Annotated in this window: 16 protein-coding genes; 15 read left to right on the plus strand and 1 reads right to left on the minus strand. The window is 73.6% G+C overall.

Annotation, left to right across the window (positions count from 1 at the left end; genetic code table 11):
• Positions 1 to 33 precede the first annotated feature (33 nt).
• The 9 genes from JL106_RS01135 to JL106_RS01175 all read left to right on the plus strand — a co-directional run bounded on the left by JL106_RS01135 (position 34) and on the right by JL106_RS01175 (position 10,991).
• Positions 34 to 1,122 carry a DHH family phosphoesterase gene (locus tag JL106_RS01135; protein ID WP_328840930.1) on the plus strand — a complete coding sequence of 363 codons (1,089 nt, stop codon included), beginning with the start codon at positions 34 to 36 and terminating at the stop codon, positions 1,120 to 1,122.
• A gap of 203 nt (positions 1,123 to 1,325) precedes the next feature.
• Complete coding sequence (locus JL106_RS01140; RefSeq protein ID WP_205258838.1) at positions 1,326 to 2,927, plus strand: MFS transporter; 1,602 nt, start codon at positions 1,326 to 1,328, stop codon at positions 2,925 to 2,927.
• Entirely contained in the window at positions 2,924 to 4,036 is a 1,113-nt protein-coding gene (gene truB / locus JL106_RS01145; RefSeq protein ID WP_205258839.1) for a tRNA pseudouridine(55) synthase TruB, read from the plus strand. The genes JL106_RS01140 and truB overlap by 4 nt, the downstream gene beginning before the upstream one ends.
• 226 nt (positions 4,037 to 4,262) lie before the next feature.
• Positions 4,263 to 5,204 carry a bifunctional riboflavin kinase/FAD synthetase gene (locus JL106_RS01150; protein ID WP_205258840.1) on the plus strand — a complete coding sequence of 314 codons (942 nt, stop codon included), beginning with the start codon at positions 4,263 to 4,265 and terminating at the stop codon, positions 5,202 to 5,204.
• A 168-nt stretch (positions 5,205 to 5,372) separates the two neighbouring features.
• Positions 5,373 to 5,642, plus strand: coding sequence for a 30S ribosomal protein S15 (rpsO, locus tag JL106_RS01155; protein WP_205258841.1), 270 nt, complete (start codon positions 5,373 to 5,375; stop codon positions 5,640 to 5,642).
• Between the two features lie 437 nt (positions 5,643 to 6,079).
• Positions 6,080 to 8,323 carry a polyribonucleotide nucleotidyltransferase gene (locus JL106_RS01160; protein ID WP_205258842.1) on the plus strand — a complete coding sequence of 748 codons (2,244 nt, stop codon included), beginning with the start codon at positions 6,080 to 6,082 and terminating at the stop codon, positions 8,321 to 8,323.
• A gap of 67 nt (positions 8,324 to 8,390) precedes the next feature.
• Positions 8,391 to 9,698 carry a M16 family metallopeptidase gene (locus JL106_RS01165; protein WP_205258843.1) on the plus strand — a complete coding sequence of 436 codons (1,308 nt, stop codon included), beginning with the start codon at positions 8,391 to 8,393 and terminating at the stop codon, positions 9,696 to 9,698.
• A 52-nt stretch (positions 9,699 to 9,750) separates the two neighbouring features.
• Positions 9,751 to 10,536: a 4-hydroxy-tetrahydrodipicolinate reductase gene (gene dapB / locus JL106_RS01170; protein WP_205258844.1), complete on the plus strand. Its 786-nt coding sequence runs from the start codon at positions 9,751 to 9,753 to the stop codon at positions 10,534 to 10,536.
• Between the two features lie 5 nt (positions 10,537 to 10,541).
• Positions 10,542 to 10,991, plus strand: coding sequence for a tetratricopeptide repeat protein (locus JL106_RS01175; RefSeq protein ID WP_205258845.1), 450 nt, complete (start codon positions 10,542 to 10,544; stop codon positions 10,989 to 10,991).
• A gap of 16 nt (positions 10,992 to 11,007) precedes the next feature.
• Here JL106_RS01175 and JL106_RS01180 read toward each other — a convergent pair whose 3' ends face one another.
• Positions 11,008 to 11,988: a 5'-3' exonuclease gene (locus JL106_RS01180; protein ID WP_205258846.1), complete on the minus strand. Its 981-nt coding sequence runs from the start codon at positions 11,986 to 11,988 to the stop codon at positions 11,008 to 11,010.
• A gap of 141 nt (positions 11,989 to 12,129) precedes the next feature.
• Between JL106_RS01180 and JL106_RS01185 the strand changes: the two genes are divergently transcribed.
• The 6 genes from JL106_RS01185 (at position 12,130) to JL106_RS01210 (ending at position 19,700) form a co-directional block, all read left to right on the plus strand.
• On the plus strand, positions 12,130 to 13,299 hold the full coding sequence (locus JL106_RS01185) for a M24 family metallopeptidase (RefSeq protein ID WP_205258864.1): 1,170 nt from the start codon (positions 12,130 to 12,132) through the stop codon (positions 13,297 to 13,299).
• Positions 13,300 to 13,359: 60 nt separating this feature from the next.
• Entirely contained in the window at positions 13,360 to 13,884 is a 525-nt protein-coding gene (locus tag JL106_RS21835; protein ID WP_205258847.1) for an Lrp/AsnC family transcriptional regulator, read from the plus strand.
• A complete protein-coding gene (locus JL106_RS21840) occupies positions 13,881 to 16,109 on the plus strand; it encodes a prolyl oligopeptidase family serine peptidase (RefSeq protein WP_205258848.1) in 2,229 nt (742 codons plus the stop codon). The genes JL106_RS21835 and JL106_RS21840 overlap by 4 nt, the downstream gene beginning before the upstream one ends.
• Before the next feature lie 101 nt (positions 16,110 to 16,210).
• The gene (locus JL106_RS01200) at positions 16,211 to 17,224 is read left to right on the plus strand and encodes a chemotaxis protein CheB (RefSeq protein ID WP_205258849.1); all 1,014 of its coding nucleotides are present in this window, start codon (positions 16,211 to 16,213) and stop codon (positions 17,222 to 17,224) included.
• Positions 17,221 to 19,338, plus strand: a complete 2,118-nt coding sequence (locus JL106_RS01205; RefSeq protein ID WP_205258850.1) for a CheR family methyltransferase — start codon at positions 17,221 to 17,223, stop codon at positions 19,336 to 19,338. Before JL106_RS01200 ends, JL106_RS01205 begins: the two co-directional genes overlap by 4 nt.
• Positions 19,339 to 19,529: 191 nt before the next feature.
• On the plus strand, positions 19,530 to 19,700 hold the full coding sequence (locus JL106_RS01210) for a hypothetical protein (protein ID WP_205258851.1): 171 nt from the start codon (positions 19,530 to 19,532) through the stop codon (positions 19,698 to 19,700).
• Positions 19,701 to 19,849 lie beyond the last annotated feature (149 nt).

Raw genomic sequence — 19,849 nt, forward strand, 5'->3', positions numbered from 1 at the left:
ACCGGTGACCCGAGCGAGGCGGTGGGGACCGTCGTGACCGACCTGCACTCCCCGGCCTCCCGACGGCGGGTCGGGACCGCTCGGCGGGCCACTGGTGCTGCGACCCGGTCCCCGGCCGCCGTTCCCGGCGGGCTCACCGCTGCTCACCGGCGCGCCCGGGACCTGTTGGCCCGGGGCCGGTCGGTCGTCGTGGTGGGCCACGTCCATCCGGACGCGGACGCCCTCGGCAGCGCACTTGCGCTCGGGATGGCGTTGCGGGCCCGCGGCGTCCGCGTCCAGGTCGCGTTCGCCGAACCGGCCACCGTGCCGGAATCACTGCGCGAACTGCCCGGTCTCGAGCTGGTCGTCCCGGTGACGGCCGTCGACCACCGCCCCGAGCTGCTGGTCACCGTGGACGTCGGCTCGGCCGAGCGGCTCGGCTCGCTGCGGACGCTGCTCGACACCGCCCGGCAGAGCCTGGTCATCGATCACCACGCGTCGAACACCCGGTTCGGTGACCACCACCTGGTCGACCCGGCGGCCGAGGCGACCGTGGTGCTCATCGCCCGGCTGATCGACGACCTCGACGTGCCGTTGGACGCCGCCATCGCGGCCAACCTGTACGCCGGTCTGGCCACCGATACCGTTGCGTTCCGCTACGCCGAGGCCCGGACCCACCAGCTCGCGGCGAGACTGGTGGCCGCCGGGGCTCGCCCGGCCGAGGTGCTGCGCCCGATCCTGGACACCCATCCGTTCGGCTGGTTGGACATGCTGTCCCGGGTGCTCGGCAACGCTGTGCTCGACCCGGGCGTCGGGCACGGCGTCGGGCTGGTCTACGCGACCATCGACCAGGTGACCAGCGCCGGCCTGCGTCAGGAGGAGCTCGACTCGGTGATCGACCTGCTGCGGACCGCGGCCGAGGCCCAGGTCGCCGCGGTGCTGAAGCAGACCGGACCACAGACCTGGCAGGTCTCGCTCCGCGCCCGGGAGGTCCGCGGGAACGGGGTGGACGTGGCCGCGGTGGCCGGCGCCCTCGGCGGCGGCGGGCACGTCCGCGCCGCCGGCTTCACCCACACCGGCAGTCCGGGCCGCGCGGTCGAGCTGATCGTGGCCGAGCTCGACCGGACCACCGCCTCAGGCTGAGCCGGTCGTCGGCACCGGTGCTCCAGATGTGAGATCGGTGACGGCGGCACCCGATCGAGCCCTCGTGGGCGTCTGCTGGAGGACGGCCCGCCCGCTGCCCCGAGCACGGGTGGCCCCGGCGAGCGTGGATGCCGCCGGCGTCGCCGCCGCAGTGCCCGCCCGACCAGCAGTCCGTGCCGCTCCGGCGGCGCCGAGAGGAACCCGTGACCCCGCCCGCCCAGCCGGCCGCCCCCCGTCCGTCCGAGCCGTCCCGCGACCCGGTCGCAGGCCCCGGCGACGCCGGGGGCACCCGCTGGTGGTCGCGACCGCCGGTCATCCTGTCCATCGCCGCCGGCGTCTACTTCTTCGCCGTCTTCCACCGGACCAGCCTGGGGGTGGCCGGACCGCAGGCCACCGAACGGCTGTCGCTGTCGGCGACCCAGCTGAGCTCGTTCATCGTCCTGCAGTTGGCGGTCTACGCGACCATGCAGATCCCGACCGGGCTGTTGGTGGACCGGTTCGGGCCGCGCCGCATGCTGCTGGCCGCCACGCTCGTCATGGGCACCGCCCAGGTCACCTTCTCGCTGGTCGACGACTACGCGCCCGCGCTGCTGGCTCGAGGTCTGCTCGGCGTGGGTGACGCCATGACCTACGTGTCCGTGCTGCGGCTGGCCGCGGCGTGGTTCTCGCCGCGGCGGTACCCGATCATCGCCAGCCTGGCCGGTGTGGTCGGCATGGCCGGCAACCTGATGGCGACCGTGCCGCTCACCGCGCTGCTGGCCGACGTGGGCTGGACGACCACCTTCGCCGTGGCCGGGGGCCTGTCCCTGGTCTACGCGCTGGTGCTGGTTCGCCCGGCCGGGCGGGCGCCGTTCGCCGAACCGCCCGCCCCACCGGGTCCGGCCGACCCTGCCCGTCCGTCGGTGGTCCGCCGGGTCCGGCAGGACGTCGCCGACGCCTGGCGAGTCCCCGGCGACCGGCTCGGGTTCTGGGTGCACCTGACCTGCATGACCGGCCCGGTGACCTTCAGCGTGCTGTGGGGCTTCCCGTACCTGACCCAGGGTCTGGGCCTGGCCGCGACCACGGCGTCGACGCTGCTGCTCGTGTTCGTGGTGGGCGGCGTGGTCGGCGGCCTGGTCATCGCGCCGGTGGTGGCCCGCCGCCCGGTGATCCGGGCGCCGTTGGCCATGGCCGTCTGCATCGGCGGGCTGCTGGGGTGGGTGGTGCTGCTCGGTTGGCCGGGTGGCACGCCGCCGATGGCCGTCCTGCTGCCGGTCATCGCGATCTGGTCGGTGGGCGGCCCGGCGTCGTCGGTGGCGTTCCTGCTGGCCCGCGACTACAACCCGCGGCGGCGCATCTCGACGGCCACCGGGATGGTCAACGTCGGTGGCTTCCTGGGCACCGTGGTGTCGATCCTGCTGGTCGGCTTCCTGCTCGACCTGGTCGACCCGGCGTCGGCGACGGCGTCCGGTGCGGCGGCCACGCACAGCCTGACCGCCTTCCGCATCGCCTTCCTGGCGCCGGTGCTGGTCACCGTGTTCGGGCTGGGGCGGATGACCGTCTGGTTCCGCCGCACCCGGGCGACCGTGCTGCTGGCCGACGCCCGGGGCGAGCAGGTGCCGGTCCATTTGGTCGTGCACCGCTGGGAACTCGTCGACACCGACGACCTGCGTCGGGAGGCCTCGCTGCGGCAGACCATCCCGCCGCCGCCGGGCGTGCGCGCCGCCCGCGCCTGGGTGCCCACCGCCCGGGCCGCCGTGGCTCTGGCGTCCGTCGGGTCCGCCGCCGGACCGGCGAGGTCCGGCGCCGAAGGGCCCGGCCGGTGACGGCGACCGGACGTCCCGCGCCGGCCGATCGACCGCGGACACCACGTCCGCCGGCGCCCGCCCGGCCGCCACAGGGCGGACTGCTGCTGGTCGACAAGCCCGCCGGCCGCACCTCGCACGACGTGGTCGGACGGGTCCGCTGGCTGCTCGGCACCCGGCGGGTCGGGCACGCCGGCACGCTGGACCCGATGGCCACCGGGCTACTGCTGGTCGCCGTGGACCGGGCCACCCGGCTGCTGGGTCACCTCGCCCTGACCGACAAGCAGTACCTGGCCACCGTGCGCCTCGGCCGGGCCACCGACACCGACGACGCGGACGGCACGGTGCTGCCGCCGGACGACCCGGCCGCCGTCGCGGCCGCGCTGCGGGTGGTGACCGACGCGCAGTTGACCGCCGGGACCGCCGCGCTGACCGGGGCCCTGCTGCAGGTGCCCAGCTCGGTGTCCGCGATCAAGGTCGCCGGCCGCCGTGCGTACGACCGGGTGCGCGCGGGGGAGACGGTCGAGCTGGCCGCCCGGCCGGTGACGGTGCACCGGTTCCAGATCGTCGCGCCGCCGCGCCGCCTGACGCTGCCCGCCGCCGGGGTCTCGGCGACCGGCGGGACCGAGCCGGTCGAGGTGATCGACCTGGACGTGGTCGTGGACTGCACCACCGGCACCTATGTGCGCGCCCTGGCCCGGGACCTGGGGAGGGCGCTCGGGGTCGGTGGACACCTGACCGCACTGCGGCGGACCCGGGTCGGGCCGTTCACTCTCGACGGCGCCGCGTCGGTGTTCGACCCGGCCGTTCCCGGTCCCGACGATCCGGACGTGGCCGACGGCAGTCTGGGTCGGGCCCTGGTGGCCTCGATGCTCACACCCGAGCAGGTCGCCCGGACGACCTTCCCGGTCCGCGTCCTCACCGCCCACGAGGCCGCCGGTCTGCGGCACGGGCGACCGGTCACTCCGACCGGACGCGCGGGGACCGTGGCGGCCCTGCTGCCCACCACGCCGGACGGGTCGTCGCCGACCCGGGGGAGCGGCACCGCACAGGCGGGCGAGCAGCTCATCGCGTTGCTCGCCGACTCCGATGGTGCGGCCCGGTCCGTGCTGGGCTGGGCGGCCGGCTGACCGCACCGGCCGACCGCACCGGCCGTTCCTGCCGACCGACGCCACGGGTGCGCCCCGACCTGGGTGCGGGCGAGCCGCGCTCAACGGCTCCCGGTGGACGTGGCAGGCTCGTCGCGGCACCGCCGGTCGGTCGTCGTCCCGGTTCCCCGGGGCGAGCGGTGCCCGGACGGGTGCCGCCGGGGCCTGCCCGCTGTGACGCCGATCAGACCCGACGAGGAGGACACGGGTGGAACGCTGGCGCGGCTTGGACGCCATCCCCGCGGACTGGGGACGGTGCGTCCTGACCATGGGCACCTTCGACGGCGTGCACCGCGGGCACCAGAAGCTCATCACGCGGGCCGTCGAGGCGGCCCGGGCGCTCGGGGTGCCGGCGGTGCTGATGACGTTCGACCCGCACCCGGCCGAGGTGATCCACCCGGGCAGCCATCCTGCCCTGCTGACCACGCTGCGCCGCCGGGCCGAGCTGGTCGCCGAGCTGGGCATCGACGCGTTCCTGGTGGTGCCGTTCACGGCTGCGCTGGCCGCGACGTCGCCCGAGGAGTTCGTGCACGACATCGTGGTCGACCGGTTGCATGCCGCCGAGGTGGTGGTGGGGGACAACTTCCGGTTCGGGGACGACAACACCGGCAGCGTGCAGTCGCTGAGCGAGCTGGGTCGCCGCTCCGGGTTCCGCACCACCGGGGTCAGCCTGCTGGCCGACACCGACAACACCGGTCTGCTCATCTCCTCGACGTCGGTGCGGGCCATGGTGGCGGCCGGATCGGTGTCCGACGCGGCGGTGGCCCTGGGCCGGCCGCACCGGCTGGAGGGCTTCGTGGTGCACGGCGAAGGTCGCGGCGGCAGCCAGCTCGGCTACCCGACGGCCAATCTCGACGTCGAGCCGCACTCGGCGGTCCCGGCCGACGGCATCTACGCGGGCTGGTTCCTGATGGGGTCGCGCCGGTCACCCACGGCCATCTCGATCGGCACCAATCCGACCTTCTCCGGGCAGGTCCGCACGGTCGAGGCGTTCGTGATGGACGAGGGCGGCAACTTCTACGGCCGGCGGGTGGCGCTGGACTTCGTCGAACGGCTGCGCAGCACCGAGCGGTTCGACTCGGTCGAGGCGCTCGTCGCCCAGATCGACCGGGACGTCGCCCGCACCCGCGAGGTGCTGCAGGTCTCCTGAATCATCCGGGCCGGCGACCCCGTGGTTGCCGCCCGGCCGGACAGGCCTGCGCTGGTAGCATGTGCGGTTGGGTTCGGCTGCAGTCCGTGGCGGCCGCGACCGTCATCCCCCCGGCACAGGTCCGGAGCGGGCAGCTCACGGCACAGCACATCGCAAGGAGCAGTCCACGTGGCGTTGACCGCCGACCAGAAGAAGACCATCCTCGCCGAGTACGGCCTGCACGACTCGGACACCGGCTCGGCCGAGGCCCAGGTCGCCATGCTGACGAAGCGGATCTCGGATCTCACCGAGCACCTCAAGCAGCACAAGCACGATCACCACTCGCGTCGCGGGCTGATGGCCCTGGTGGGCCGCCGTCGCCGGCTGCTGCGCTACCTGCAGACCGTCGACATCACCCGCTACCGATCGCTCATCGAGCGGCTCGGTCTGCGTCGGTGAGGTTTCCGTCAGGGGAGGACCGGGTGACCGGCCTCCCCTGACGGCTTCCCGGGCGGGTCGCCCGACGTGGCGTCTCCCGTGCGGTACAACCGAACGGACTCGCCCCGGGCCCCCTCACGGGCCGATCCCGGTCCGGGCCAACTGAACAGCGATCCACTCCCACCTGACGTCGCAGCACCGCCGGCACTCCTCGGCCGGTCCTCGGTAGTGGCCTCCGGACGCTCGTGCGCGAGCCCGCCGGGGGCTTCGATCGATGGCCGGCACCGTTCCCGGCCGGTGCGCTGCGCACCGCCGGTTCCCGGCGCGGCAGTCCAGCCTGCTCATCCGCAGGCACGCAGCGAGCGCTGCGTCCCGTCGCCGCCCGCCGGAAGCACCACGAGCACGCCTCGTGCCGTGTCGTCCGCTGCGCCGTCAGGACACCCTGAACAAGGAGACTCATGTCCGACCCCACCGCCGCGAGCGCGACCGTCGTCCTGGACAACGGCGCCTTCGGCACCCGCACCATCCGCTTCGAGTCCGGTCGGCTGGCCCAGCAGGCCGCCGGCAGCGTCGTCGCCTACCTCGACGAGGACACCATGCTGCTCTCGGCGACCACCGCGTCGAAGCACCCCAAGGAGCACTTCGACTTCTTCCCGCTCACCATCGACGTCGAGGAGCGGATGTACGCCGCAGGGCGCATCCCCGGCTCGTTCTTCCGACGCGAGGGCCGTCCCTCCGAGGACGCCATCCTGACCTGCCGGCTGATCGACCGACCGCTGCGCCCGACGTTCGTCGACGGGCTGCGCAACGAGGTCCAGGTCGTCGTCACCGTCATGGCCCTGAACCCCGACGTGCTGTACGACGTGCTGGCCATCAACGCCGCATCCGCCTCGACCCAGCTGTCCGGGTTGCCGTTCTCCGGCCCGGTGGCCGGCGTCCGCGTCGCCCTCATCGCCCCCGAGACCGGTGGCGATGCGCAGTGGGTCGCGTTCCCGCGGCACTCCGAGCTGCAGCGCGCCGTGTTCGACATGGTGGTGGCCGGCCGGGTCACCGAGACCGGTGACGTGGCCATCATGATGGTCGAGGCCGAGGCCACCGAGCAGACCATCGAGCTCATCACCGGCGGCGTCACCGCGCCGACCGAGGAGGTCGTCGCGGCCGGTCTGGAGGCGGCGAAGCCGTTCCTGGCCCAGCTCGTCGCCGCGCAGTCCGAGCTGGCTGACGCCGCAGCCAAGGAGACCGTCGAGTTCCGGACCTTCCCGGCGTACCAGGGCGACGCGTATGAAGAGGTGGCCGCGGTCGCTTCTGGGCCGCTGACCCAGGCCCTGACCATCGCCGGCAAGCAGGAGCGCGAGACGGCGACCGACGCGGTCAAGGCCACCGTGCTGACCGAGCTGAGCGAGCGGTTCGCCGGCCGGGAGGGTGAGCTGGGCGCGGCCTTCCGTTCGCTGACCAAGAAGCTGGTCCGTCAGCGAGTCCTCAAGGACAAGGTCCGCATCGACGGCCGCGGCCTGACCGACATCCGCACCCTGGGTGCCGAGGTCGGCTACGTCCCGCGCGTGCACGGTTCCGCGCTGTTCGAGCGCGGCGAGACCCAGATCCTGGGCGTCACCACGCTGAACATGCTGCGCATGGAGCAGCAGCTGGACACGCTCAGCCCCGAGACGCGCAAGCGCTACATGCACAACTACAACTTCCCGCCGTACTCCACCGGTGAGACCGGTCGGGTCGGTTCGCCCAAGCGCCGCGAGATCGGCCACGGTGCGCTGGCCGAGCGCGCGCTGGTGCCCGTGCTGCCGTCCAAGGAGGAGTTCCCCTACGCCATCCGGCAGGTCTCCGAGGCGCTGGGCTCCAACGGCTCCACCTCGATGGGCTCGGTCTGTGCGTCGACCATGTCGCTGCTGAACGCCGGTGTGCCGCTCAAGGCCCCCGTGGCCGGCATCGCCATGGGCCTGGTCAGCGACACCGTCGTCGGCGACGACGGCACCGAGCAGACGCACTACGTCGCGCTCACCGACATCCTGGGCGCCGAGGACGCGTTCGGCGACATGGATTTCAAGGTCGCCGGCACCAAGCAGTTCGTCACGGCGCTGCAGCTGGACACCAAGCTCGACGGCATCCCGTCCGATGTCCTGCGGGCTGCTCTGCTCCAGGCCCGCGACGCCCGGCTGACCATCCTCGAGGTGATCAACGAGGCGATCGACGCGCCGGACCCGATGAGCCAGTTCGCGCCGCGGATCACCACGGTCAAGGTGCCGGTCGACAAGATCGGTGAGGTGATCGGGCCCAAGGGCAAGATGATCAACTCGATCACCGAGGAGACCGGTGCGGAGATCGCGATCGAGGACGACGGCACCATCTACGTGTCCGCCGCCGACGGGGAGGCCGCCGAGGCGGCCATCGCCCGGATCAACGCGATCGCCAACCCGCAGCTGCCGAAGGTGGGCGAGCGGTTCCTGGGCACCGTGGTCAAGACGACCGCGTTCGGCGCGTTCGTCTCGCTGCTGCCCGGTCGTGACGGCCTGGTGCACATCTCCAAGCTGGGCCAGGGCAAGCGCGTGGCCAAGGTCGAGGACGTCGTGAACGTCGGCGACAAGCTGCAGGTGGAGATCACCGAGATCGACGCCCGCGGCAAGATCAGCCTGGTGCCGGTGGCGCAGGACGCCCCGGCCGCGCCTGCAGCCGAGACCGTCGACGCCTGAGGTGACGGCCCGTTCGATCCGTTCGACCCGCGTCCTGGAGCGCGGGTCGGACGGCTCCACGGTGCGGATGTCGGTGCTGTCCAACGGGCTGCGGGTCGCCACGGAGACCGTGCCGGGCGCCCGCAGCGTGTCGGTCGGCGTCTGGGTCGGGGTCGGTTCGGTCGACGAGACCCCGAACCTGGCCGGCGCGTCGCACTACCTGGAGCACGTGCTGTTCAAGGGCACCCGGTCGCGGACCGGGGCACAGATCTCCGAGGCGATCGACGCGGTCGGCGGGGAGCTGAACGCGTTCACCGCGCACGAGTACACCTGCTACTACGCGCGGGTGCTCGCGGCCGAGGCGGCGCTGGCTGTCGACATCGTCTGCGACGTGGTGCTCGACGCCGTCGTCGCCGCCCAGGACGTCGACCTGGAGCGCTCGGTGATCCTCGAGGAGATCGCCATGCGCGACGACGACCCCGAGGACACCCTCGGCGACGCGTTCGCCGCCGCCGTGTTCCCCGGCCATCCGGTCGGTGACCCGGTGATCGGCTCGGTGGCGTCCATCTCCGGCATGTCCCGGGGCCAGGTGGCCGGCTGGTACCGGCGGCGGTACCAGCCCGAGCGGATGGTCGTCGCGGTGGCCGGCGGGGTCGAGCACGGCGACGTGGTCCGCTGGGTGCGGGCCGCGTTCGCCGGCCGGGGTGACCTCGCCGACAGCGGCGTGGCCCGCTTCCCGGCGCTGGCCCGCACCGGTCCCGCCCGCACCCGGCGGCGGACGGGGACGGCCGGCGCGCCGGCCGGTGGGCTGTCGGTGGTGCACCGCGACATCGAGCAGGCGCATCTGTGTCTGGGCGTGCGGGCGCTGCCGCGCACCCATCCGGACCGGGCCGCGCTCGAGGTGCTGGCCACTGCGGTCGGCGGCGGGATGAGTTCCCGGCTGTTCCGCAGGGTGCGCGAAGAGCGCGGGCTCGCCTACTCGTGCTACGCCGGCACGTCCTCCTACGCCGACGTCGGATCCTTCTCGGTGTACGCCGGGTGCAGCCCGGACAACCTCGCCGAGGTGAGCACGGTGATCGGCGCCGAGCTCGCCGATGTCGTCGCCGGCGGCCTGACCGACGACGAGATCCGCCGTGCCAAGGGGCAACTCACCGGGTCCATCATCCTCGGTCTGGAGGACCCGGAGTCCCGGATGTCGCGGATCGGCCGGACCCTGCTGGTCCGCCCCGACTACCGGACGCTGGACACCCAGCTGGCCGACATCGACGCGGTGACGGCGCAGCAGGTGGCTGCGGTGGCGGGGACGCTGCTCGGCGGCCCGCTGGCCGCGACGGTGGTCGGCCCGTACCGCGACGCCCGGCGGCTGCCGGCCGGGCTGACCCGGCTGGTGGGTTGATCACCATCGGCACGTCCCACCAGACCCGGACCCCAGGAAGGCGAACGGTGTCATGACCACACCCGCAGTTGCTCCGCGGATCGACGGTGGCGCCCTGCGCGTCGGCGTCGTCGGCGCGGCCGGTCGGATGGGTGTGCAGACCTGCGCGGCCGTCGAGACCGCTGCCGACCTGGAGCTGGTGGCCCGGGTGGGCCGCGGCGACGACCTCGCCGCCCTCACCGCCGCCGGCGCGCAGGTGGTCGTCGACTTCACCCGCCCGGAGATCGTCGTCGACACGGTGCGCTGGTGCCTGCAGCACGGCATCGACGTGGTCACCGGGACCTCGGGCCTGGTCGGCGCGGCGCTGGACCCCATCCGGGCCGAGCTTGCCGCGAACCCGGACCGTGGGGTCGTGGTGGCCGCCAACTTCGCCATCGGCGCGGTGCTGACCGCACGCTTCGCCCGGCAGGCGGCCCGGTGGTTCGACTCGGTGGAGATCATCGAGCTGCACCACGCCGGCAAGATCGATGCGCCGTCGTTCACCGCCACGCTCACCGCGCAGGGTGTCGCCGCGGCGCGGGCCGAGGCCGGGCTCGGCGAGGTCCCGGACGCGACCACCGTCGACCCGGACGGCGCCCGCGGCGCCGTGGTCGACGGGGTGCACGTGCACGCGGTCCGGCTGCCCGGCCTGGTGGCGCACCAGGAGGTGCTGCTCGGCTCGACCGGGGAACGGCTGACCATCCGGCACGACTCGGTGGACCGCACGTCCTTCATGCCCGGAGTGCTCACCGCGGTCCGCGCGGTCCGATCCCGCCCGGGCCTGACCGTCGGGCTCGACGACCTGCTCGGGGAGTGGTGATCGCGATGTCCCGCGCGAAGATCGTGGTGATCGTCCTGGCGGCGGTCCTGTGCGTGTACTTCTGGCTGGTCGGACGGGCCGCCTGGACGATGATGACCTCGGGCGAGCCCGTCGCCATCGGTCTCGGGATCGGCATCTTCCTGCTCCCGCTGATCGGGGCGCTGCTGATGGTGCAGGAACTCCGGTTCGGGGCCCGCACCGAGACCCTCGGCCGTCGGCTGGACGCCGAGGGCGGGCTGCCGTCGCTGGACGAGTTGCCCCGCCGGGCGTCCGGCCGGGTGCAGCGGGACGCCGCGGACGCGTACTTCGAGACGGTCAAGCAGGAGGTCGAGGCCGCCCCGGAGGACTGGCGCGGCTGGTACCGGCTGAGCCGTGCCTACGAGCTGGCCGGTGACCGCAAGCGGGCCCGTGAAGCGATGCGACGGTCCATCGACCTGTCCCGCACCAGCGCCTGACCCGCCCCGGGCCGGGTCAGCGCCCGCCGGCCAGTTCGGCCAGCGCCTCGATGAGCCGCGCCACCGACCCGCCGAGGCCGTGGAGTTCGGCCAGCTCCTGCAGCGCGGCCGGGTCGGCCGGCCTGGCCGGCAGGGTGCCGTCGCCGTCCGGGGCCAGGGAGACCGGCGCATCGGTGCGGACGGCGACGACCTGCGGCGCCACGGCCAGGTAGTCCGCCGCCGCGCTCAGTTTCGACCGCGGCCCGGCGCCCAGCCCCGATCGCGGGTCATCGACCGCGGTCAGGATGCCGGCCATGTCGCCGTAGCTGCGCACCAGCGAGGCCGCGGTCTTGTCGCCGATGCCGGCCACACCGGGCAACCCGTCGGACGGGTCGCCGCGCAGCGCGGCGAAATCGGCGTAGTGACCGGCCGGGATGCCGTACCGCTCGGCGATCGACGCGGGGGTGTACACCTGCGCCTTGCTCATCCCGGCCCCCACGTACCGGACGACCACCGGGGTCGGGACGTCCCGCGCGCACTGGAACAGGTCCCGGTCGCCGGTGACGATCTCCACCGGGTCGCGGCGTTCGGCCCCGGCCAGGGTGCCGATCACGTCATCGGCCTCGCAGTCGGGGGCGCCGGCCACGGTGAGGCCGAACGCGGCCAGCACGTCCAGCAGCACCGGCACCTGGGGGGACAACTCGTCGGGGACCACCTCGACCACGGTGCCCGCATGCGCGGACCCCACCGTGAGCGACTGGATCTCGGTCGGCCGGGGGTCCTCCGCGACCCGGTGCGCCTTGTAGCTGGGCAGCAGGTCGACCCGCCACTGCGGCCGCCAGTCCAGGTCCAGGCAGGCCGCCATCCGGGTGGGCCGGGCGTCCAGCAGTACCCGTCGCACGATGTCCAGGCTGCCCCGGACGGCGTTGACCGGACGCCCGTCCGGCGCGGTGATCGACGTCGGCGTGGCGTGGAACGCGCGGAAGTAGATGCCGGCCAGGTCCAGCAGCTGCAGCATGACCGGGGACGCTACCGGCGCCGCCCGGCGCGTCACACTGCGCCCGGTGATCGGATCGACGGCGTCCCGCCGTGCCGATGCGTGATCCGACGGCCCGGCCGGGGCCGATACGCTCCGACGATGACCGAATCGGGTTCCGGAATGTCCTCCGCCCAGCCGACCGGATCCGCTCCCGCGGCGGACGACCTGGCCGGGGTGCTGGCCGACCGCCTGGCCCGGCTGGCCGCCGAGGCCGAGCTGGCCGGGGCGGACGTCGTCCTGGTCGGACCGGGAGCCGATCTGCACTACTTCCTGGGCCATTCGGTGGGTTCCCACGAGCGGCTGACCTGTCTGGTGCTGCCGGCCGGTGACGGCGGGGCGCAGCTGCTGGTGCCGGCGCTGGAGCGCCCGGGCTGGGCCGGGTCGCCGGTCGAGCAGCTCGGCCTGCCCGTCATCACCTGGGCGGACGGACAGGACCCCTATCGCGCGCTGGCCGACCTGCTGCCGCCGGCCGCGCGGGTGCTGGCCGTCGACGACCACCTGCCGGCCGTGCACGCTCTGGGGGCCGGGGGCGCGGTGCCCGGCTCGGAGCTGACCCTGGCCGGCGCGGCCATCGCCGAGCTGCGGATGCGCAAGACGGCGGTCGAGATCGACGCCTTGGCGGCGGCAGGGGCGGCCATCGACCGGGTGCAGCGGTCGATCGGTCGCTGGCTGCGGGCGGGCCGGACCGAACACGAGGTGGCGGCCGACATCGCCACGGCGATCGTGGCCGAGGGTCACACCCGCCCGGACTTCGTCATCGTCGGCTCCGGGCCGAACGGGGCCAGCCCGCACCACGAGGCCTCCGACCGGGTGATCCGGCCCGGCGACATGGTCGTCATCGACATCGGCGGGCCGATGCCGTCCGGCTACTTCTCCGACTGCACCCGGACCTACCAGGTCGCCGGGGACGGCACCGCGGAGCCGGATCCGCTCGCCGCCGAGGTCTACGAGATCGTGCGGCGCGCCCAGCAGGCCGGGGTGGCGGCCGTGGCACCGGGTGTCCCGGCGCAGGAGATCGATGCGGCCGCCCGGCGGATCATCACCGACGCCGGGTACGGCGAGCACTTCATCACCCGCACCGGTCACGGGATCGGGCTCGAGGTGCACGAGCACCCGTACATCGTGACCGGCAACGAGCTGCCCCTGGAGCCGGGCATGGCGTTCTCGGTCGAGCCGGGGATCTACCTGCCCGGGCGGTTCGGGGTGCGCATCGAGGACGTGGTGGTGGTGGGGGCCGACGGACCGTTGCTGATGAACCGGGCTCCCACCGAGCTCGTGGTGCTGGACTGAACCTCCCGCGGACGCAGACGACCGCGGGCCGGGACGAAGCGGGACGAGAGGGAGGTCCGGGTGCTCGAGGACGTCGACGCCAGGATCGTGGCGGCGCTGGCCGAGGACGGTCGCTGCAGTTTCACCGAGCTCGCGGAGCGGATCGGGCTGAGCGTCTCGGCCGTGCACCAGCGGGTACGGCGGCTGGAGCGGCGCGGGGTCATCACCGGGTACGCGGCCCTGGTGGCGACCGAGCAGATCGGGCTGCCGCTCACCGCGTTCGTGTCGCTGACGCCGGTGGATCCATCCGTCCCGGGGGACCACCCGGCGGTGCTCGCCCGGTTCCGGGAGATCGAGGCCTGCTGGGCGGTGGCCGGTCTCGAGTCGTACATCGTCAAGGTGCGGGTGGCTTCGCCGTCCGCGCTGGAGCAGCTGCTCGGTCGGATCCGGGCGGCCGTGGCGGTGTCGACCCGGACCACCGTGGTGCTGTCCACCGCCTTCGAGCACCGTCAGGTGGTGCCCGTCCCCGATGCGCCGGGCCCCCAGGTCGCCCTCGACGGCGCGGCCGTCGACGGGGCCCCACTCGACGGATCGACGGCCCGGTGACGTCCGCGATCGACCCACCGCGGACGCCCACCTGGACCACCCCGCCGCCGGCGGACCGGGTGGAGCTGGTCGAGGACCTGCACGGCCACCCGGTCGCCGACCCGTACCGCTGGTTGGAGGACCCGGACGACCCGCGGACGCAGGCGTTCGTCGCCACGCAGGCGGCCGCCGCGGAGCGCTACCTGGCCGATCTGCCCGACCGCGCGCACTTCCTGGCCTCGGTGACGGCGCTGCTCACCGCACCCCGCGCCGGGACGCCGCTGGAACGCGGTGGCCGCTGGTTCCGCACGGCCAACCCGGGCGGCGCCGACCAGGACCGGCTGGTGGTCACCGAGCGTCCGGACGACCCGCCGGAGGCGGGCCGGGTGCTGATCGATCCGGTGGACTGGTCCGCCGACGGCACCGCCGCGCTGACCGGGACGGCGGTGTCACCGAGCGGCCGGCTGGTCGCCTGGGCCCGGTCGGACGCCGGGTCGGACTGGCGCACCATCGGGGTGCGCCGGGTCCCGGCGCCCGGCGACCGGGCTCCGGTGGAGGACCTCGACGATCGTCTGATCTGGACGAAATGGGTCGATCCGACGTGGCTGCCCGATGAGTCGGCGCTCCTCTACTGGCGGTACCCGGCGCCGGCCGGCTCCGGCGGGAACGGCGTCGGTCCCGACGACACCGCCGACGTGGGCAGTTCCGCGCTCACCGACGAGCAGGGCGCCGGCGTGCTGGCCGTGCACCGGCTCGGCCGCGACCAGACCGACGACCAGGATCTGTGGATCCCGCCGGACCGCGACTGGATGGTGGACCCGTTCGTCGACCCGGCCGGCCGGTGGCTGCTGCTGACCGCCAGTCCGGGCACGGACTCCCGCACCACCGTCCAGGCCCACCGGCTGCCGGTGCCGGACGACGGCCTGCTCACCGACCCGGTTCCGGTGGTCACCGACCTCACCGACGCCCACACGGTCGTCGCCGTCGACGGTGACACCCTGGTGCTGCGCACCGAAGCCGGCGCCGAGCGGGGGCGGCTCGTCGCCGTGGACCTGACCGCGCCCGGCGCGCCGTGGGCGGAACTGGTGGCCGAGCACCCGACCGACGTCCTGGTGTCCGCCGACCCGGCCCGGGACGCCTTCGTGCTGGTGTGGTCCACCGACGCCGCCCACCGCGTGGAGCTCGTCGACCGCGCTGGCCGGCACCTGGCCCACCTGACGGTGCCGGTGGACGGGCCGGTGTCGGTGACGACGGTGCAGGCCCGCCCGGCCGGCGTCCAGGTGTTCGTCGGCGTCACCTCCTTCACCGCCGACATCAGCAGCTGGGAGTTCGACCTCGACTCGGTGTCGCGACCGCCCCGGCGGGTGCCGGTCGCCGCCGGCGGCCCGGCCGGGGCAGGACGCGGGACGACGCTGCCGTCCACGGTGGCCACCCGTACGTCGGCGACCTCGGCCGACGGCACGGCGGTGCCGCTGACCGTGCTGTCGTCGGCGGGCGCGGATGACGGGCCGCGGCCCACGCTGCTGTACGGCTACGGCGGGTTCGACGTGCCCGTGCTGCCGTCGTTCTCCGTCCTGTTCGCCGCCTGGGTGGCGGCCGGCGGGGTGCTGGCCGTGGCCAACCTCCGGGGCGGCGGCGAGTTCGGCGCCGCCTGGCACCGGGCCGGGATGCTGCATGCCAAACAGCGGGTCTTCGACGACTTCATCGCCTGCGCCGAGCATCTGGTGACCACCGGGGTCACCGACGCCGGCCGGCTCGCGCTGCACGGGCGGTCCAACGGAGGCCTGCTGGTCGGCGCCGTGATGACCCAGCGACCGGAGCTGTGCGCGGCCGCGTTGCCCACCGTCGGGGTGCTCGACATGCTGCGGTTCCACCGGTTCACCATCGGCTGGGCGTGGACCACCGAGTACGGCGACCCGGACGACGCCACCGACCTGCCGGTGCTGCTGGCGTACTCGCCGTTGCACCGCCTGCGGCCCGGCACGGACTATCCGGCCACCCTGGTCAGCACCGGTGACCATGACGACCGGGTGGTGCCGGCCCACTCGTACAAGTTCGCCGCGGAGCTGCAGCACTGCGCGACCGGACCTGCGCCGGTGGTGCTGCGCGTCGACACCCGGGCCGGTCACGGCGTGGGAAAGCCGGTGCACGCCCGGGCCGTCGAGTACGCCGATCAGTTGGCGTTCGCCGGTACGCACACGGGGCTGCGGCCGCCGGTGCGGCCCGGTCCCGGTGTGGCAGGCTGACGGAACGCCGTGGACCCGCCCGGGCGGGCCGACGGCCAGGTTCCGGCTGTTGAAGGACCAGCGGTCGGAACCGTTCCGACGCGTTGCTGCGAGGAGCGTGCATGCACCGAGACGTCGTCGTGATGGGCGCATCGGCGGGTGGCGTGGAGGCGCTCCGCACCCTCATCTCCCGGTTGCCCGCGGATCTTCCGGCGACCGTGCTGGTGGTGCTGCACATCCCGTCCTACGGAGGCAGTGTGCTGCCCTCCATCCTGGCCCGCTCCGGGGTGCTGCCGGCCCGGCACGCGGTGTCCGGGGAACGTCTGGAGCCGGGGCAGATCCTGGTCGCGCCGCCGGACCACCATCTGGTCGTCGACCGCGATCGGGTGTTGCTCAGCCGCGGGCCGCGGGAGAATGGGCACCGTCCGGCGGTCGACGTGCTGTTCCGCACGGCCGCCCGGAGCCGGGGCAACCGGGTCGTCGCGGTGGTGCTGTCCGGCGCGCTCGACGACGGAGCAGCAGGAGTCCGTGCCGTGCAGGCACGGGCCGGGGCGGTGGTCATCCAGGACCCGGACGACGCGTTGTACCCGAACATGCCCCGGCACGCGCTCGAGCAGGCTCTGCCGGACGCGGTCGGCCCGGCCGCCGAGCTCGCCGCGGTGGTGGACCGACTGGTCCGGGAGCCGCTCACGGGCCAGGCGCCGGACAGCTCCGAGCTGATGGACATCGAATCGGACATGGCGGTGATGGACGAGGTGACGATGGACGATCCCGATCGACCCGGCGTCCCCGCCGGATTCTCCTGCCCGGACTGCGGCGGCACCCTGTTCGAACTGCACGACGGGATGCTGCGGTACCGCTGCCGGGTGGGGCACGCCTGGTCCCCGGAGTCCCTGCTCGGCGAGCAGGGCATCCAGCTGGACAACGCGCTGTGGATGGCCCTGCGCTCGCTGGAGGAGAAGGCCGCTCTGGCCCGGCAACTCGCGACCGCGGCGGAGGTGCGCGGCAACCGGCTCACCGCCGCGCGGTTCGCCGACCAGGCGCGTGAGTCGGCGCACGCCGCCGGGCTGATCCGAACCATGCTCGAGCAGCCGGCGGGCGGTACGGAGGACGACGACAGGAGCGCGGTGTCATGACCGGCCCGGACGGCGAGCACCCCACTCCGGCCGACGACGTCACCGTGACCGACCCGTTCCAGGACCGGGACGGGGCGGCCGGTGCGAGCACCGACGGCGCGGTCCACCCGGACGACAGCACTCACGGGGATCCGGTCGGCGGCACCGCCGGGGGGCCGGACGGTGATGACGACCTGGATGCCGGCGACGCGGCCGACTGGACCCTGTCCGAGCGGTCGTCGTCACCGCGCCGCGTCCGGACCCAGCCGGCCCCGCTGGACCCGGCGTTCGAACGGCTCGTGGTCTACCTCAAGGAGGTCCGCGGCTTCGATTTCACCGGGTACAAGCGGCCCAGCCTGATGCGTCGGGTGACGCACCAGATGCACCAGGTCGGCATCACCGGGTACGAGGAGTACTACGACTACCTGCAGGTCCACCCGGACGAGTTCACCGCACTGTTCAACACCATCCTGATCAACGTGACCGCGTTCTTCCGGGACGTCGACGCCTGGGAGGCGATGCGGACGGAGGTGCTGCCGGAGCTGATCGACCGCGAGGCGACCCGTCCCATCCGGGTGTGGAGCGCCGCCTGCGCGTCCGGCCAGGAGGCCTACAGCCTGGCCATCGTGCTGGCCGAGTACCTGGGCATGGAGCAGTTCCGGTCGCGGGTCAAGATCTACGCCACCGATGTGGACGAGGGCGCGCTGTCGCTGGCCCGGCACGCGGTGTACGGCGAGCGCGACCTGGGCGGCGTCCCGGAGGACCTGCTGGCCAAGTACTTCGAGCGGTCCGGCAGCCGGTGGGCGTTCCGCAAGGACCTGCGGCGCAACGTCATCTTCGGCCGCAACGACCTGGTCCAGGACGCGCCGATCTCGCGCATCGACCTGCTCGCCTGTCGCAACGCGTTGATGTACTTCAACGCGGAGACCCAGTCCCGCATCGTGTCCCGGCTGGCGTTCGCCCTGAACCCGCGCGGCGTGCTGTTCCTGGGCAAGGCCGAGATGCTGCTCAACCATGCGGACGCCTTCGAGCCGATCGACCTCAAGCGCCGGTTCTTCCGGCGCCAGGCCACCCTGACCCGCCGCGAGACCCCGCCGGAGGCGGCCACCCCGCAGCCGCAGCGGGCGGTGACCCCGTTGCACGACATCGACCTGTTGCGGTCGCAGGCGTTCCAGACCAGCCCGGTGGCCCAGCTGGTGCTCGGACCGCACGACCAGGTCGAGCTGGTCAACTACCGCGCGGCCGGTCTGCTCGGCGTCAGCGAGCGTGACGTCGGACGACCGTTCCAGGACCTCGACGTGTCGTTCCGGCCGGCGGAGCTGCGGTCGCACCTGGCCGAGGTGCGCCAGACCCGTCGGGTCACCTGGCTGCGCGAGGTCGAGTGGCACCGCAGCCCGGGGGAGCGGGTGTTCCTGGACATCCAGCTGGTGCCGCTGACCGACCTGCGCGGGCGCTGGCTCGGGGTGTCGTTGCTGTTCAACGACGTGTCGCGGTTCCGGCAGCTGCAGCTCGAGCTGGAGTCCTCGAACCGGGCGCTGGAGACGGCGTACGAGGAACTGCAGTCGACCAACGAGGAGCTGGAGACGACCAACGAGGAGCTCCAGTCGACGGTCGAGGAACTGGAGACGACCAACGAGGAGCTCCAGTCGACCAACGAGGAACTGGAGACGATGAACGAGGAGCTCCAGTCCATGAATGACGAGCTCCAGGCGACCAACGAGCAGCTGCGCGACCGGACGGGCGAGATCACCAGCCTGAACGACTTCATGGAGTCGGTCCTGGGCAGCCTGGGCGCCGGCGTGGTCGTCGTCGACCGTGACCTGCTGGTGCAGGTGTGGAACGGGCAGACCGAGGAACTCTGGGGGCTGCGCGAGGACGAGACCGTCGGTCAGCACCTGCTGAACCTGGACAGCGGGCTGCCGGTCGACCGGATCAAGCCCCTCATCCGTGCGGTGACCAGCGAGGGCGCCGCCCGTCGCGACGAGTTGATGCACGCCGTCAATCGGCGGGGTCGCTCCGTCACGCTGCGGGTGCAGGTCATGCCGCTGCTGGCCGGGGACGAGCCGCAGGGCGCCCTCATCCTGATGTCGCCGGAGGAGCCGGAGGAAGCCCGGGAGCCGCAGGACCTGCGCTGAGCCGCTGCGCGGATCGCTGCGTGCGGCCTGGTCAGCCGCAGGTCGGCGGGACCGTCCGGGTCATCGTCGCAGGCCTTGGTCGTCCCGGACGCGCGGTCCGACGAGTGGTTCACCGACGACCGACTCGGCCCCGGAGCGCCGCGGACCCGCTGCTACGACCGCCACCGCCGCTGGCGGTCGTCCGGACGACGGTGGGCACCCGGGCGCACGGGGGCTCGTTCCCGGACGCCATCACCCGATGCGCCGAGCTGCTGGAGGGCGACCTGGAACGGATCGAGGGCGACGCGGCGGTCGGAGCGCCGGTGCGGCACGCCCGTGATCGGGATCGCACCGACGACGGCGGGTGCGGCGGCCTAGAGTGACCAGGTCGTGAGCCGAGCGAACGAAATCGGTTTCCCGGCGCTGGATCCGCGACCTGCCTGGAGATCGTCTCGATGACCGCAACACCCGCGTCCCCGTCCGCCGGCAGTGCCTCGCCCGCGAGCGGCGGCACCCCGGGAGCCGGATCCGG

This window comes from Nakamurella leprariae (assembly GCF_016918035.1).
Classification (GTDB): domain Bacteria; phylum Actinomycetota; class Actinomycetes; order Mycobacteriales; family Nakamurellaceae; genus Nakamurella; species Nakamurella leprariae.